Source organism: Thiomicrospira sp. R3 (genome assembly GCF_029581415.1).
Classification (GTDB): Bacteria; Pseudomonadota; Gammaproteobacteria; order Thiomicrospirales; family Thiomicrospiraceae; genus Thiomicrospira.
Genome location: NZ_CP121121.1, coordinates 587,048 through 603,255 on the forward strand (window position 1 = coordinate 587,048; position 16,208 = coordinate 603,255).

Annotated in this window: 12 protein-coding genes and 4 tRNA genes; 1 reads left to right on the top strand and 15 read right to left on the bottom strand. The window is 41.9% G+C overall.

Translation table 11 applies throughout. The annotated features are described in order from the left end of the window. Positions 1-106 precede the first annotated feature (106 nt). The 13 genes from rpoC to P8S55_RS03085 all read right to left on the bottom strand — a co-directional run bounded on the left by rpoC (position 107) and on the right by P8S55_RS03085 (position 13,405). Positions 107-4,339 (bottom strand): DNA-directed RNA polymerase subunit beta', encoded by a 4,233-nt coding sequence (gene rpoC / locus P8S55_RS03025; RefSeq protein WP_289224811.1) that lies wholly within the window; start codon positions 4,337-4,339, stop codon positions 107-109. Further along, positions 4,339-8,397 (bottom strand): DNA-directed RNA polymerase subunit beta, encoded by a 4,059-nt coding sequence (rpoB, locus tag P8S55_RS03030; protein ID WP_289224812.1) that lies wholly within the window; start codon positions 8,395-8,397, stop codon positions 4,339-4,341. Before rpoB ends, rpoC begins: the two co-directional genes overlap by 1 nt. Positions 8,398-8,572: 175 nt before the next feature. Then, positions 8,573-8,941 (bottom strand): 50S ribosomal protein L7/L12, encoded by a 369-nt coding sequence (gene rplL / locus P8S55_RS03035; protein ID WP_289224813.1) that lies wholly within the window; start codon positions 8,939-8,941, stop codon positions 8,573-8,575. A 32-nt stretch (positions 8,942-8,973) separates the two neighbouring features. Next, positions 8,974-9,474, bottom strand: coding sequence for a 50S ribosomal protein L10 (gene rplJ / locus P8S55_RS03040; protein WP_289224814.1), 501 nt, complete (start codon positions 9,472-9,474; stop codon positions 8,974-8,976). Between the two features lie 156 nt (positions 9,475-9,630). Then, complete coding sequence (rplA, locus tag P8S55_RS03045; RefSeq protein WP_289224815.1) at positions 9,631-10,320, bottom strand: 50S ribosomal protein L1; 690 nt, start codon at positions 10,318-10,320, stop codon at positions 9,631-9,633. Between the two features lie 5 nt (positions 10,321-10,325). Further along, positions 10,326-10,754 (bottom strand): 50S ribosomal protein L11, encoded by a 429-nt coding sequence (gene rplK / locus P8S55_RS03050; RefSeq protein ID WP_289224816.1) that lies wholly within the window; start codon positions 10,752-10,754, stop codon positions 10,326-10,328. A gap of 49 nt (positions 10,755-10,803) precedes the next feature. Next, positions 10,804-11,337 carry a transcription termination/antitermination protein NusG gene (nusG, locus tag P8S55_RS03055; RefSeq protein ID WP_289224817.1) on the bottom strand — a complete coding sequence of 178 codons (534 nt, stop codon included), beginning with the start codon at positions 11,335-11,337 and terminating at the stop codon, positions 10,804-10,806. 2 nt (positions 11,338-11,339) lie between these two features. Continuing rightward, a complete protein-coding gene (gene secE / locus P8S55_RS03060) occupies positions 11,340-11,723 on the bottom strand; it encodes a preprotein translocase subunit SecE (RefSeq protein ID WP_289224818.1) in 384 nt (127 codons plus the stop codon). Between the two features lie 60 nt (positions 11,724-11,783). Further along, a tRNA-Trp gene (locus P8S55_RS03065) sits at positions 11,784-11,860 on the bottom strand. Between the two features lie 51 nt (positions 11,861-11,911). Then, positions 11,912-13,102: an elongation factor Tu gene (gene tuf, locus P8S55_RS03070; protein WP_289224807.1), complete on the bottom strand. Its 1,191-nt coding sequence runs from the start codon at positions 13,100-13,102 to the stop codon at positions 11,912-11,914. A gap of 52 nt (positions 13,103-13,154) precedes the next feature. Beyond that, positions 13,155-13,230, bottom strand: a tRNA-Thr gene (locus P8S55_RS03075). A 10-nt stretch (positions 13,231-13,240) separates the two neighbouring features. Then, positions 13,241-13,315: transfer RNA gene (locus tag P8S55_RS03080), tRNA-Gly, on the bottom strand. A 5-nt stretch (positions 13,316-13,320) separates the two neighbouring features. After that, positions 13,321-13,405, bottom strand: a tRNA-Tyr gene (locus tag P8S55_RS03085). A gap of 117 nt (positions 13,406-13,522) precedes the next feature. Between P8S55_RS03085 and bioA the strand changes: the two genes are divergently transcribed. Further along, a complete protein-coding gene (gene bioA / locus P8S55_RS03090; protein WP_289224819.1) occupies positions 13,523-14,854 on the top strand; it encodes an adenosylmethionine--8-amino-7-oxononanoate transaminase in 1,332 nt (443 codons plus the stop codon). Here the strand turns inward: bioA and speE are convergent. Together speE and speD are read right to left on the bottom strand one after the other, a co-directional pair. Then, entirely contained in the window at positions 14,834-15,685 is an 852-nt protein-coding gene (gene speE / locus P8S55_RS03095; RefSeq protein WP_289224820.1) for a polyamine aminopropyltransferase, read from the bottom strand. The genes bioA and speE overlap by 21 nt on opposite strands. Then, positions 15,678-16,166: an adenosylmethionine decarboxylase gene (gene speD / locus P8S55_RS03100; protein WP_289224821.1), complete on the bottom strand. Its 489-nt coding sequence runs from the start codon at positions 16,164-16,166 to the stop codon at positions 15,678-15,680. Before speD ends, speE begins: the two co-directional genes overlap by 8 nt. Positions 16,167-16,208 lie beyond the last annotated feature (42 nt).

Consider the following 16,208-nt stretch of genomic DNA (forward strand, 5'->3'; position numbering starts at 1 on the left):
CTCATCTACCATAAAATATTTGTGAGTGTTAGACCCACAAATAAGGTTTCAAGATTTTAGTGACAGCACTTTAAAATGTCAAGCTTTAAATACTTTACTTTAGTATTTATACTTCACCATCTTCAGGTTCAAATAACCTATCATCTACAACTGGCATTTCTGCCAAAATTTCTTCATCAATCTGCTCTTCTGCACCCGATTTAATAAAAGCCTTTAATTCATCATCAATTAAGTCGGTAGCTCGTTTTCTAGCCTGATGATATGCAAAACCTGTACCTGCTGGAATTAAACGTCCAACTATTACGTTTTCCTTTAAACCAACGAGGGTGTCTCGCTTACCGCTTACCGCAGCTTCAGTGAGTACACGAGTTGTTTCCTGGAAAGAGGCAGCCGATATAAACGACTCAGTCGCTAGTGATGCCTTTGTGATACCGAGCAATACTCGCTCATAACTTGCCTCAACTTTTCCTTGCGCCCGCATCTTTTCATTCAGCTCTAAAACGCGTGCAAATTCAGTTTGCTCACCTCTAATTAAACCGGTATCTCCTGCAGACTTCACTTCAATTTTTCTAAGCATTTGGCGAATGATCGCTTCAATATGCTTATCGTTAATTCTTACACCTTGAAGACGATATACATCCTGCACCTCATCCACAATATATTCAGCTAGACGCTCAACGCCAAGTAGACGCAGAATGTCATGGGCATTTGCATTACCCTCAACAACTATGTCACCACGCTCTACACGCTCACCGTCAAAAATATTTACAGTTCGCCATTTGGGTATCAATGTTTCGTACTGCTCACCTGAGTCCTGGGTAATGATTAAGCGCTGCTTTCCTTTTGTTTCCTTACCGAATGAAATCACACCACTTACTTCAGCCATAATAGCTGGTTCTTTCGGCTGTCGTGCTTCAAATAAGTCAGCAACACGAGGAAGACCACCGGTAATATCTTTCGTTTTTGAAGATTCCTGTGGAATACGAGCCAGGATATCACCCGCACCGACTGTTGCCATAGATTGAACGAGTACAATCGAGTTTTCTGGTAAATAATAAATTACGGGTGTTTGCGTCCCGGCAAAACATATTCCCTCACCCGCTTTATCTACAAGGCGAATAAAAGGACGTGCATCCTTAACTGATGATGAACGCTCTTTAGCACTTTTAACCACACGGGTAACCAGGCCTGTTAGCTCATCAATTTTTTCTTCAACAGTACCGTCAAAGTTGCCAAACTGGACCTGACCACTTACCTCTGTAATAACTGGGTGAGTATGAGGATCCCATGTAGCAACCACTTGCCCTGAGGCTAACTTCTCCCCCTCAAGTACCTCAAGCATTGCACCGTATGGGATTTTATATCGTTCTTTTTCACGACCAGAAGCATCCAGAATAGTTACTTCACCGGAACGTGTGGTAACCATTACCTTATCATCAGAGTTTTTTACTGTTTTAAGGTTATGATACCTTATTGAACCTTCACGCTTAACTTCAACCTGACTTTGTGCTGCTGTTTTAGAAGCGGTACCACCAATATGGAATGTACGCATGGTTAACTGGGTCCCAGGCTCACCAATTGACTGTGCTGCCATTACACCAACAGCCTCACCCATATTTACAAGATGCCCTCGAGCCAAGTCGCGACCATAACACTTCTGGCATACACCAAATTTAGTTTCACACGTAATGGTCGAGCGAACCTTAACCCGATCAATACCATGTTCATCAATTACGCCAACCAAAAATTCATCTAACAGGGTATCTTTTGATACCAAGACATTTCCTTTAGCATCAATAACATCTTCACTGATTACACGACCAAGAATACGCTCACGCAATGATTCAATAACATCACCACCTTCTACATGGGCTGTCATCTCAATACCTGCATCCGTTCCACAATCATGCTCTGTTACAACAACATCTTGCGCAACATCAACCAAACGACGGGTTAAATAACCCGAGTTCGCAGTTTTTAATGCCGTATCAGCCAAACCTTTACGAGCACCATGCGTCGAAATAAAGTACTGAAGAACATTTAAACCTTCACGGAAGTTAGCTGTAATAGGTGTTTCAATGATTGAACCATCTGGCTTAGCCATAAGACCACGCATACCACCAAGCTGGCGCATCTGGGCTACAGAACCACGAGCTCCAGAATCCGCCATCATGTAAATAGAGTTAAATGATGTTTCCTTAACCTGTTGACCCTTGGCATCAGTCACAATATCAAACTGCAACTCGTCCATCATTGCTTTAGTAACTAACTCATTGGTATGTGACCAAATATCTACAACCTTGTTGTAACGCTCACCTTCAGTAACCAAACCTTGAGAGTATTGCATTTGAATTTCTTTAACCTGCTCATCGGCTCGCTCAAGAATTCCTGCTTTCTCGTCTGGAATTAACATGTCGTCTGAACAGAATGAAAGCCCTGCCATCGTTGACCATTTGAAACCGGCATACATTAGCTGATCAGCAAAGATTACCGTTTCCTTAGGCCCCAAAACGCGATAGCAAGTATTCAATACTTTACTGATGTTTTTCTTGTTTAGGTTAAGATTAATTAGGTCAAATGACAATCCTCGAGGCAAAATACGTCTTAATAAGGCGCGCCCTACACTAGTATCTACAATACGAGTAGCAACATGCTCCTTATCACCGTCTATAATGGTCTCTTCAATTTTCAATTTAATTTTTGTATGCAAATGGACAGCTTTTGCCTCAAGTGCACGAGAAACTTCTTGCCAATTAGAAAAGGCTTTTCCCTCACCAATAGCATTGATCTTTTCACGCGTAATGTAGTAAAGACCAAGCACAACGTCCTGCGAAGGCACAATAATAGGCTCACCATTCGCTGGAGACAATAGGTTATTAGTTGACATCATTAACGTACGCGCTTCTAGCTGAGCTTCCAGCGATAACGGAACGTGTACAGCCATTTGGTCACCATCAAAGTCAGCATTAAATGCTGAACATACAAGGGGATGCAAGTTAATGGCTTTGCCTTCAATTAGCACAGGTTCAAAGGCCTGAATACCAAGACGGTGAAGAGTCGGGGCACGGTTTAATAAAACAGGATGCTCACGAATGACCTCATCGAGAACATCCCAGACCTCGGGCAAGCTCTGCTCAACCATTTTTTTCGCTGCTTTTATAGTTGGTGCTGAGCCACGCTTTTGTAATTTACTAAAAATAAATGGCTTAAATAACTCTAAGGCCATTTTTTTAGGTAAACCACATTGATGCAACCTTAAGGTTGGACCTACAACAATAACCGAACGACCCGAGTAATCTACACGCTTACCTAACAAGTTTTGACGGAAACGACCTTGCTTACCTTTAATCATATCTGCAAGTGACTTCAGCTGACGCTTATTTGTACCTGTAACAGCACGACCACGGCGACCGTTGTCTAGCAACGAATCTACTGACTCTTGAAGCATGCGCTTTTCGTTACGAACAATAATATCTGGAGCCATTAAGTCAAGTAAACGTTTCAAACGATTATTACGGTTTATAACACGGCGATATAAGTCATTTAAATCAGAGGTTGCAAATCGGCCTCCATCCAATGGAACAAGAGGCCGCAATTCTGGTGGTAGAACGGGTAGAACATCAAGCACCATCCATTCAGGCTTGTTGCCAGAATTAAGGAAAGACTCAACTAATTTTAAACGTTTAGATATTTTTTTCTGCTTAGTTTCTGAAGTTGTGCTTTCGACTTCCCCGCGAAGGTTTGCTGCTTCTTCAACAAGGTTGATAGACTGCAACATGCGTTTTATAGCCTCAGCACCCATCTGAGCTTCAAACTCATCACCGTACTCATCTAGTGCATCAAGATACTCTTCCTCAGTTAACAACTGCCAAGGTTCTAATGGCGTAAGACCAGGATCCACCACCATAAAGGCTTCAAAATAAAGAACTGCTTCAATTTCCTTTAAAGTCATGTCAAGCATCAAACCTATACGGCTTGGTAAAGATTTTAAAAACCAAATATGGGCAACAGGTGTAGCTAAATCAATATGACCCATACGCTCACGGCGCACTTTTGACTGTGTAACCTCAACACCACACTTCTCGCAAATAACACCACGATGCTTTAAGCGCTTATACTTACCGCACAAGCACTCATAATCACGAATAGGACCAAATATTTTGGCACAAAACAAACCGTCACGCTCTGGCTTGAACGTACGATAATTTATAGTCTCAGGCTTTTTAACTTCGCCATAAGACCATGAACGAATCTTTTCAGGAGAAGCAAGCGATACCTTAATAGCATCAAATTCACTAGAAACGTTTTGTTTTTTTAGAAAACCGAGTAAATCTTTCATTAATCCTGCTCCAACTCAATATCAATTCCTAATGCACGAATTTCTTTACGTAGCACACTGAAGGACTCAGGCATGCCCGGCTCCATATACTCATTGCCATCAACAATGTTCTTATACATGCGCGTTCTACCGTTCAAGTCATCCGACTTCACTGTGAGCATTTCTTGCAGAGTAAATGCAGCACCATAAGCTTCAAGTGCCCACACCTCCATCTCACCGAAACGCTGACCACCAAACTGGGCTTTACCACCAAGCGGCTGTTGTGTTACTAAACTATAAGGGCCGGTTGAGCGTGCATGCATTTTATCGTCTACCAAATGGTTAAGTTTTAACATGTACATGTATCCGACTGTTACGGTTCTATCGAACTCCTCACCTGAACGGCCATCAAACAAGCGCATCTGGCCAGACTCAGGTAAATCAGCTAGACGTAGAAGCGACTTAATTTGTGCTTCACTCGCACCATCAAAAACGGGGGTAGCCATTGGCACACCTTTACGTAGATTCTTAGCTAGTTCAATTATTTCATTATCACTGAAACTGTCTAAGTCAACAGATTGTCCTTGGGTATCATTATAAATTTTGTGCAAGAAAGAACGTACTTCAGCCAAGTCAGCTTCACGCTTTAACATGGAGTCGATCTTTTCTCCAAGTCCCCAGGCTGCTAGCCCCAAATGAGTTTCAAGAATCTGACCTACGTTCATACGCGATGGAACACCAAGCGGGTTCAAGCAAATGTCTACAGGGCGACCCGTTTCATCAAATGGCATATCCTCAACTGGACATATTCTAGATATAACACCCTTGTTACCATGACGTCCAGCCATCTTATCACCAGGCTGTATGCGACGTTTAATGGCCACATAAACCTTAACCATCTTAGACACACCTGGAGCAAGATCATCACCCTGAGTTAGCTTTTTTCGCTTCTCTTCAAACAACTCATTGAGCTCTTTTCTCTTTGACTTTAGTTGATCTTCTAACATTTCAAACTGGCGAACCAACTCTTCATTGTCAACATTTAGACCAAGCCATTTCTTTTTGTCAGTAATCGCTAAATATGCCGCATCAATCAAAGTGCCATCTTTCAACTTTTGGTTCGAGAGCATCATAGCAACACGATCATAAACATCTTGCTCAAGGATACGATACTGCTCATCAATATCTTTTCTTACTTTAGACAATTCTTCTTCTTGAATATCAAGAGCACGTGTATCCTTTTTAACACCTTCACGAGTAAAGACCTGAACGTCAATTACAGTCCCTTCTATTCCCTTTGAAACGCGTAAGGACGAATCTTTAACATCCGAAGCCTTTTCGCCAAAAATGGCGCGTAACAACTTCTCTTCAGGTGTCAACTGGGTTTCACCTTTGGGTGTTACCTTACCTACAAGAATATCACCTTGCTTAACTTCGGCACCTATATAGACAATACCACTCTCATCTAGACGTGATAGAGCAGATTCGCCAACATTTGGAATATCAGCGGTTATTTCCTCAGGACCAAGCTTGGTATCACGGGCTAAACAGGTGAATTCTTCTATATGTATAGTTGTATAACGATCTTCTTGAACAACACGCTCAGAAACAAGAATAGAGTCCTCGAAGTTATAGCCGTTCCAAGGCATAAAAGCTACGCGCATATTTTGACCAAGGGCTAACTCACCTAGATCAGTTGAAGGACCGTCTGCTAACACATCACCACGCGTTACAATGTCACCCGAACTTACTATAGGCTTTTGATTAATACAGGTGTTTTGATTGGAGCGTTGGTATTTTATTAAATTGTAAATATCAACGCCTGTTTCACCTTCAACGACTTCCGAGTCATCTACTCGCACAACAATGCGGGACGCATCAGATGAAACAACGACACCGCCTCGCTCTGCAACCACGGTTACACCTGAGTCTGTTGCCACAGTTTTTTCAATACCTGTACCGACCAATGGCTTATCTGCTCTTAGCGTAGGTACAGCTTGGCGCTGCATGTTCGAGCCCATTAGTGCACGGTTTGCATCGTCATGCTCTAAGAAAGGAATTAATGCAGCGGCAACCGAAACAGTTTGTTTTGGCGACACATCCATTAAATTAATATCTTTAGATGAGGACAATGTGAACTCATTTTGATGACGTGCTGAAATTAAATCATCAACAAATTCACCATTCTCGTTTAATTTAGCACTTGCCTGGGCTATGACAAACTGAGCCTCATCTATTGCAGATACATAAATTACTTCATCAGTCACCTTACCATTAATTACTTTACGATAAGGCGTTTCAAGAAAACCATATTCATTTGTTTTAGCATAAACAGCTAATGAATTTATCAAGCCAATGTTTGGGCCTTCAGGCGTTTCAATCGGACAAACACGACCATAGTGAGTTGGATGTACGTCACGGACTTCAAAACCTGCACGCTCGCGTGTTAATCCACCTGGGCCTAACGCTGACACACGTCGCTTATGAGTTACTTCAGAAAGCGGATTCACCTGATCCATAAACTGAGAAAGTTGACTAGACCCAAAAAATTCTTTGATGGCTGCTGACACAGGCTTCGCATTAATAAGGTCTTGTGGCATTAAACCTTCACTTTCAGCATTATTTAATCGCTCTTTTACGGCACGCTCAACACGAACAAGACCGACACGGAATGCATTTTCAGCCATCTCACCCACTGCACGAATTCGACGGTTACCTAAGGTATCAATATCATCAACCGTACTCTGACCATTGCGTATATTAATTAATTCAGAAATAACATCAACAACATCTTGTTTCTCGAGAACAAGACTGCCTTTATTGTCCTCACGACCCAGACGTCTATTTAACTTCATCCTACCAACAGACGATAAATCGTAACGCTCTTCCTCAAAGAACAGACCATTAAATAAGGATTCTGAAGAATCTTTTGTTGGCGGTTCACCAGGGCGCATCATTCGATAAATTTCAATTTGAGCTTCAAGTTGTGTTGAAGTTGAATCAAGATTTAATGTATCCGATATATAAGGTCCGTGTAAAAGTTCGTCAATATAAAGAATGGTAAATTCTAGTTTATCAACAAGTTGAATTTTATTGATAACTTCCTGTGTGATTACAGCATTAGCAGGTGCAATAAGCTCACCTGTTGAAGTAACGATCAGGTTTTTAGAAAGTGTTTTTCCTAGAAGGTAATCATCTGGAACGGCAAAGTATTTAGCTCCAGACTCAACCATTTGCTTAACGGCTTTAGCTGTTATACGTGAGCCTTCTTCAGCAAATACTTCGCCTTTATGACTGATTTGAAACGCAGCTACTTGACCTTTAAAATGTTCAGCATTAAAAGCAATACTAAAACGGCCTTTTGCAAATTTAATTGATGAATTATCAAAAAACTTTTCTAGAATTTGCTCGTTATCATAACCCATAGCACGCAATAAAACAGTGACTGGTAATTTACGGCGACGGTCAATACGCGTGAATAAACAATCATTGTGGTCGAACTCAAAATCCAACCAAGAGCCTCGATAAGGAATTATTCTGGCATTAAAAAGTATTTTCCCAGAAGAGTGGGACTTGCCCTTGTCATTATCAAAAATAACCCCAGGAGAGCGGTGCAATTGAGTTACGATTACACGCTCTGTACCATTTATAACAAAAGTACCATTATCAGTCATTAAAGGCATATCACCCAAATAGACTTCTTGCTCTTTGATATCTTTAACCGGACGATTACCAGCGGGAGCGTCTTTGTCATATATAACTAATCGCATTTTTACACGCAATGGAGCCGCATAGGTAACACCACGCTGCTTACACTCTTTAACATCAAATTCAGGCTGACCAAGATGATAACTTACGTAATCAAGATCTGCAGTACCCGCTACACCTTTTATTGGGAATACTGAAGCAAACGCAGCATGTAAACCAACCGCTGCTCTTTCAAGTGGCTTTTTATCTTTTTGAATAAAGTCATGATAAGAACCCTTCTGCAATGAAAGCAAATAAGGAACATCTAGCATTGATGGATTTGTTGCAAAATCTTTACGGACACGCTTCTTTTCGGTTAAAGAGTAGGTCATTGAATACCTCGACAAAAAACTAAAAAATGAAATAAATAGAGAATTCTATTTAAATGTATAAAACTGTAGTATCAACAAGTTAAATATCACACTTTTACACACTACCAAAAACAAGAAAAGGCCGACACCTAAATGTCAGCCAATTCAAACTGCTTATGCAGCTAAAATCAAAATATTATTTGATTTCAGCTTGAGCACCCGCTTCTTCAACTTGCTTTTTAATAGATTCGGCTTCTTCTTTAGAAACACCTTCTTTAAGAACAGTTGGAACACCTTCTACGGCATCTTTAGCTTCTTTTAAGCCAAGACCAGTGATACCACGAACAGCTTTGATTGCACCAACTTTGTTAGCACCAGCTGCAGTTAGAATAACATCAAACTCAGTTTTTTCTTCAACCACTTCTGCTGCTGCCGCTGGACCAGCAACCATCATTGCAGCTGCAGATACACCAAACTTCTCTTCCATTGCTGTAATTAATTCAACAACTTCCAATACAGTCATGTTTGCAACTGCATCTAAAATATCATTTTGTGAAATAGCCATTTCAATCTCCTAAATTATTTCTTATTAAAAAGTTAAGCCGCTTCTGACTCTTTTTGTTCTTTCAAAGCAGTCATAGTACGAGCAAGCTTTTCAACAGGTGCTTTCATAACATACATTAACTTGCCAATAGCTTCATCATATGTAGGTAACGCTGCTACCATATCTAGCTGAGACACATCAAGTGCGCCCGAACCTATGGATAATGCTTTAACAACAAATACATCGTTCTGTTTTTTGAAGTCTTTTGCCACACGTGCAGCAGCAGATAATTCATTAGTTGAAAAAGCCAGTACAACTGGACCTACTAATGAACCTGCAAGATCTTCAAAAGGACTTCCCTGTAACGCTTTACGCGCAAGGGTGTTTTTAACAACACGAATAACAACCTCTGATTCGCGTGCTTTAGAACGAAGATTAGTCATTTGCTCTACAGTCAAACCACGATACTCCGCTATAACCACTGAAACCGACTTAGCAACTATTGCTGAGACTTCTTCAACGACAAGCTTCTTATCTTCAAGCTTAAGTGCCATTCTAACCTCCTTAAACCCGCCAAATGACAGGTCACACATCTACGTAGGTATCGGATGAAATTAAGAGCAATATTCTACATGCTCACCTACGGTCTGCGATGGGCACTCTCAACCTAGGAGACCCATAACGCATATCTTACATAATTAAATGCAAGATTAAATTGAAGACTGATCTACCGTTAGGCCTGGACCCATCGTGCTAGAAACAGTCAGCTTTTTCATATAAACACCTTTTGCTGCAGACGGTTTAGCTCTGTTTAAGTCATCTAACAAAGCTGATAAGTTTTCTTTTAACTTTTCACTATCAAAAGAGGATTTACCAATGGCTGCATGAATAATTCCGCCTTTATCAACACGGTAACGAACTTGACCGGCTTTAGCATTATTAATAGCGCCGACTACATCAGGAGTAACCGTACCTGTTTTAGGGTTTGGCATTAATCCACGAGGACCTAAAACCTGACCCAGCATACCTACTACACGCATTGCGTCTGGGCTAGCTACAACCACATCAAAATCCATCATGCCTTTTTTAATTTCATCAGCAAGCTCTTCCATACCGACAAAATCAGCACCAGCCGCTTTAGCTGCAGCCTGATTGGCCTCACCCGTAAAAACAGCAACACGGACGTTCTTACCTAAACCATTAGGCAAAACAGTGGCGCCACGCACAACTTGATCAGATTTACGTGGATCAACACCTAACTTAACAGCAACCTCTACAGTTTCATCAAACTTTGAAGTCGCAAACTCTTTGATTAAATCTAACGCTGCAATAATTTCATAGCTAGCATCTTTATTAACACGCTCAGCAATCATTTTTTGTTTTTTAGTAAGCTTTGCCATTTTCATTACCCCTCAACCGTCAAGCCCATACTACGGGCGGAACCTTCAATAGTTTTAATTGCAGCATCCAGGTCATTAGCATTTAAATCTGGCATTTTAGTGGTTGCAATTTCTTCAATCTGTGCGCGCGTTACTTTACCAATTTTATTTAAGTTGGGTATTGCACTACCACTCTTAACTCCTGCTGCTTTTTTTAACAGTATGGCTGCAGGAGGCGTTTTTGTAATAAAAGTAAAGCTTTTATCACTGTAGACTGTTATTACTACTGGCAGAGGTAAACCTTTTTCTACACTTGTTGTCTGTGCATTAAAGGCTTTACAAAATTCCATGATATTTACACCACGCTGACCCAAGGCTGGACCTACGGGTGGACTAGGGTTTGCAGCTCCAGCAGGAATCTGCAATTTAATATAACCTGCGATTTTCTTCGCCATTTCATTCTCCTTTGGGTTTTAGCGCTTTTAAGCTCCCCGTTTTAAAAAATCAGCTCTTAACTACTTGAGAAAACTCCAACTCAACGGGAGTAGATCGACCAAAAATAAGAACTGAAACCTGCAATCTATTTTTATCGTAATCTGCAGCTTCAACAACAGCTTCAAAGTCAGTAAAAGGGCCTTCTGTTACACGAACCATTTCGCCTGGCTCGTAAATCACTTTAGGCCTAGGCTTATCTACATTCTCCTCTACTCGCTGAAGAATGCGCTCTACTTCTTTGTTGCTAATAGGCGCTGGGCGATCACTGGTACCACCAATAAAGCCAAGAACATTCGGTACACTTTTAACTAAATGCCAGGTAGATTCATCCAGTTCCATTTCGATAAGAACATAACCAGGAAAGAACTTACGCTCACTTGTACGCTTCTTACCATCACGAATCTCCACCACTTCCTCTGATGGCACAAGAACTTGACCGAATCCGTCCTCTAAGCCAGCTCGAACGGCATACTCCTGAATAAGATTTTTAACTTTATTTTCATAACCTGAGTAAGCATGAACAACATACCATCTTTTAGCCATATTTAACCTCCCTGCCCTGTAAGCAACTTAACCGCCCACAAGAGAAACATATCGATTAACCAAAGAAAAATACCAACGATTATAACGGCTATAACCACAATCAATGTGGTTTGAGCTGTCTCTTTCCTGGTAGGCCAAACGACTTGCCGAACTTCTTTCTTAGTATGAACTAAATAACGAAACCAACCTTCACCTAGCTCTGTTGTATAAACAATTGCTACTGCAGCGCCCACACCAAACAGCACCATCAAAACCCTGACAACAGCATGCAGACCTGAAAAATTATAATAAGCTATAATGGAACCAACCAAAACAACAACGGCGGCAATCAATTTAGCCGTATCTAGTGAGTTTTTTGACTCTCGAACTTCTGTTTTTTTATTCATACTTTGTCGATACAATTAAAAAAACGATCCACATCTACGGACGCAGATCGTTATAGAATATGGCAGGGGTAGAGAGATTCGAACTCCCAACCTTCGGATTTGGAATCCGCGGCTCTACCAATTGGAGCTATACCCCTGTAACTTGAAAAAAACGGGACTATACCAGCCCCGCCTTAAGAATGCAATATTTATTTCAAAATCTTAGAAACAACACCTGCACCTACTGTACGACCACCTTCACGAATCGCAAATCGCAGACCTTCATCCATCGCGATTGGATTGATTAGGGTGATTGTCATTTGAATGTTATCACCCGGCATTACCATTTCAACGCCTGATGGTAATTCACATGCACCCGTTACATCCGTTGTACGGAAATAAAACTGTGGACGGTAGCCATTAAAGAATGGCGTATGACGACCACCTTCTTCTTTTGACAATACGTAAACTTCGCCTTCAAAGGTGGTATGTGGCTTGATTTTGCCTACATGAGACAATACTTGGCCACGCTCAACATCTTCACGCTTGGTTCCACGTAGCAATACACCTACGTTATCGCCAGCTTCACCTTGGTCGAGTAGCTTGCGGAACATTTCAACACCCGTTACGGTGGTGCTTACTGTATCTTTAATACCTACGATCTCAACCGTTTCACCGACCTTAACAACACCGGTTTCGATACGACCTGTAACAACAGTACCACGACCCTGGATCGAGAATACGTCTTCTACTGGCATTAGGAATGGCTTTTCTGTGTCACGCTGTGGCTCTGGAATATAGGTGTCCAAGGCTTCGATTAGACGCGCAATGGCTGGTTCACCAATTTCTGATTGATCACCTTCGATAGCTTTAAGCGCAGAACCTTTGATTACTGGCGTATCATCACCAGGGAAGTCATAGTCAGAAAGTAATTCACGCACTTCCATTTCTACCAGTTCCATCAATTCTTCGTCGTCAACCATGTCTGCTTTGTTTAGAAATACAACAATGTAAGGTACACCTACTTGACGTGACAACAAGATGTGTTCACGTGTCTGTGGCATAGGACCATCCGCAGCTGAACATACTAGGATTGCACCATCCATCTGTGCTGCACCTGTAATCATGTTTTTTACATAGTCAGCATGCCCTGGACAGTCAACGTGTGCATAGTGACGCGTATCTGACTCATACTCTACGTGTGAAGTTGAGATGGTAATACCACGTGCTTTTTCTTCGGGTGCGTTGTCGATTTGGCTGTAGTCTTTTACATCGCCACCGAATTTCTTGCCCTGTACAATGGTTAGCGCCGCTGTCAATGTAGTCTTTCCATGGTCAACGTGACCAATTGTGCCTACGTTTACATGGGGCTTGTTACGTTCAAACTTAGCTTTTGCCATGATGAAAACCCTTCTGAAATAATACATTAGACTGGCTAACCAGCCACTTAATTGGAGCTCTCAACCAGAATCGAACTGGTGACCTCTTCCTTACCATGGAAGCGCTCTACCGACTGAGCTATGAGAGCATTTAGACAATGGAGCGGGTGATGAGAATCGAACTCACGTCATCGGCTTGGAAGGCCGAGGTAATAACCACTATACGACACCCGCGAATTTGGTGGAGGGTGGTGGATTCGAACCACCGAAGGCTGAGCCAGCAGATTTACAGTCTGCCCCCTTTGGCCGCTCGGGAAACCCTCCAAATGTGGGGCGTATTTTACCTATTAATTTATTCCTGTCAACTTAGTTTTATAATTTATTGAAAAAAATGTTAAATCAACGTAATCTGTTCAAAATTTTATAAATAACTGAATTGCTATGACCAACTCTAATTTTGATCGCCAGCATATCTGGCACCCTTACAACAAACTCCCTTCACTTCAGCCACAATTCACCGTTACTTCCGCCTCTGGCTGTCATATTTATTTAGATAACGGTGAGCAGTTAATTGATGCTATGTCTTCTTGGTGGTCAGCCATTCATGGCTACAACCACCCTGTCATTAATCAAGCGGCTAAGAATCAGATTGAAAAACTTTCCCATATTATGTTTGGAGGGTTTACTCATCAACCTGCCATTGATTTAGCTAAATTATTAATAGACATAACCCCCAGTGGTTTAGATAAAATTTTCTATGCGGATTCTGGCTCTATAGCGGTAGAAGTGGCTTTAAAAGTATGCTTGCAATATTGGAAAAGTGCGAACAAACCAGCAAAAACAAAGTTTATGGCATTAAAACGGGCTTACCATGGTGATACGTTTGGTGCCATGTCAGTTTGTGACCCTGATGAAGGTATGCACAACCTGTTCAAACCTAATATCATGCAAAATATTTTTGCCCCTGCACCTCAATCAGGCCTGGCTATTGATCACCAACAGGATTTAGTTACACTGGAAAACCTTTTTAAAGTTCACCACCATCAACTAGCAGGATTCATTCTCGAACCCCTTGTCCAGGGTGCAGGAGGTATGCACTTTTATCGCCCTGAGTATCTTACTGGAGCACGTGAACTTTGTGATTATTACAATGTTTTACTTATTGCGGATGAAATAGCAACGGGCTTTGGTCGTACTGGCAAGCTGTTTGCATGTGAATGGGCTAATATTACGCCCGACATCATGTGTTTAGGTAAAGGCTTAACTGGGGGTTATATGACCCTCGCCGCTATGCTGTGCACGGATAAAATTAGCCATACGATTTCAAGCGCCAATCCTGGCTTACTTATGCACGGCCCCACATTTATGGGGAATCCACTCGCTTGTTCTATTGCCCTAGCGAGTACAAAATTACTACTTGATAGCCCATGGCAAGACAATGTGACACAAATTAACCGGGTTTTGACCGATCAATTTAGCTCTCTAAAATCATTCAAAGGGGTTAAAGACATCCGTGTGTTTGGTGCGATTGGCGTGATTGAGTTGGAACAAGATGGTTTAGGCAGCGCAATTCAGCAGGTCGCTATTGAAATGGGTATCTGGCTTCGCCCCTTCGGACGAATCATCTACACCATGCCGGCTTATAATATCGAAATCGAACAGCTAAACCGCTTAGCCAAGGTAATGGTAGAAGCGGTAAAAACGGTACTTAATCAAAACCAACAAAAACAGACTAACGACAATAAAACCGAACTAGTCAATCAATTCGTTTAGATATTGTGGCAAAGCAAAGCAGGCCTGGTGAAGTGTGGGGGTGTAGTAGCGTGTTTTTATCGCCGCAGATTGATAACGTGCCACAACCTCATCTAAGCCCTGTTGACTCAAATTTTGTTGCTGCGTAGCCCAAGCAAAGCTCATCACGCCACCGACATAAGTAGGAACGGCTGCGCAATAGAATCCGCGCTGCAAAAACAAGGGCTTCAGGCGTAAAGCCGTATTCCTAACTTCGTTGTTCTGCAAGAAGCTCACACCATTCTGCGCAACAAATACGCCATCAGGATTTAAACAGGATGCAATGCCTTGATAAAACCTTGATGTAAACAACACCTCACCAGGTCCAACAGGATCAGTGGAATCAGAAATTACCACATCAAAGGTTTGCTTGGTTTGATTGACAAACTCAACACCATCAGCAATCACCAAATTTAAACGAGGATCCTCAAACGCACCCTGAGAATGGTTGGGCAGATAAGTTTTGCACATTTCAACCACCTGCGCATCAATCTCCACCATGGTAACGGTTTCAACACAAGCGTGCTTCAAAACCTCGCGCAGAATACCGCCATCACCCCCGCCAATAATCAACACTGATTTAGGTTTAGGATGTGAAAACATGGGAACATGAGCTAACATCTCATGATAGATAAACTCATCGCCTTCGGTAGTTTGAATCACACCATCGAGTGCCATTACTGCGCCCCACTGGTCATTACGAAAAATAACTAGATGTTGGTGTTCGGTTTTGCTTTCAAACAACACCTCGTCCATCACAAACGACTGCCCCCAGCTTGGGTGCAGGGTTTCTAGATAACTCAACTCACTCACTGGCTACCTCGCCACGCAAGATGGTTTCAACATTAACGGCTGAAGGTGTAAACGCGCGTTTTAATACTTCAATGGCTTTTTCAGGTTGGGCATCACCACACATAAACACATCAAAGGCTGCAAAATCGCGCTCAGGCCATGAATGAACACTGATATGGGATTCGGCCAATACCGCGACACCAGAAATACCGCCATTAGGAGTAAAGTGGTGTAAATGGATGTGCAACAAGGTTGCTCCAGATTCTGTTACAGCTTCACGTAATGCGCTCTCCATTAAATCTAGATCATCCAAGCGCTTAGCGCCCCATAGGTCGATAATAAGGTGAGTACCTGCATATTCTTTACCGTCACGGACAATAAAGTGATCTTGAGTGAGGTCTTCCAGCGCCTGTTGATGCGTTGGCCAACCTGACTCAATAACTGTGGTTTTTTCAATTATTTCAAAATGTTCGTTTCCAGTTTTTAGAATATTTTCAGGCATTTGTGGCCCACCTTCCTGTTTATAGAGTTTTAAAAAAGATGT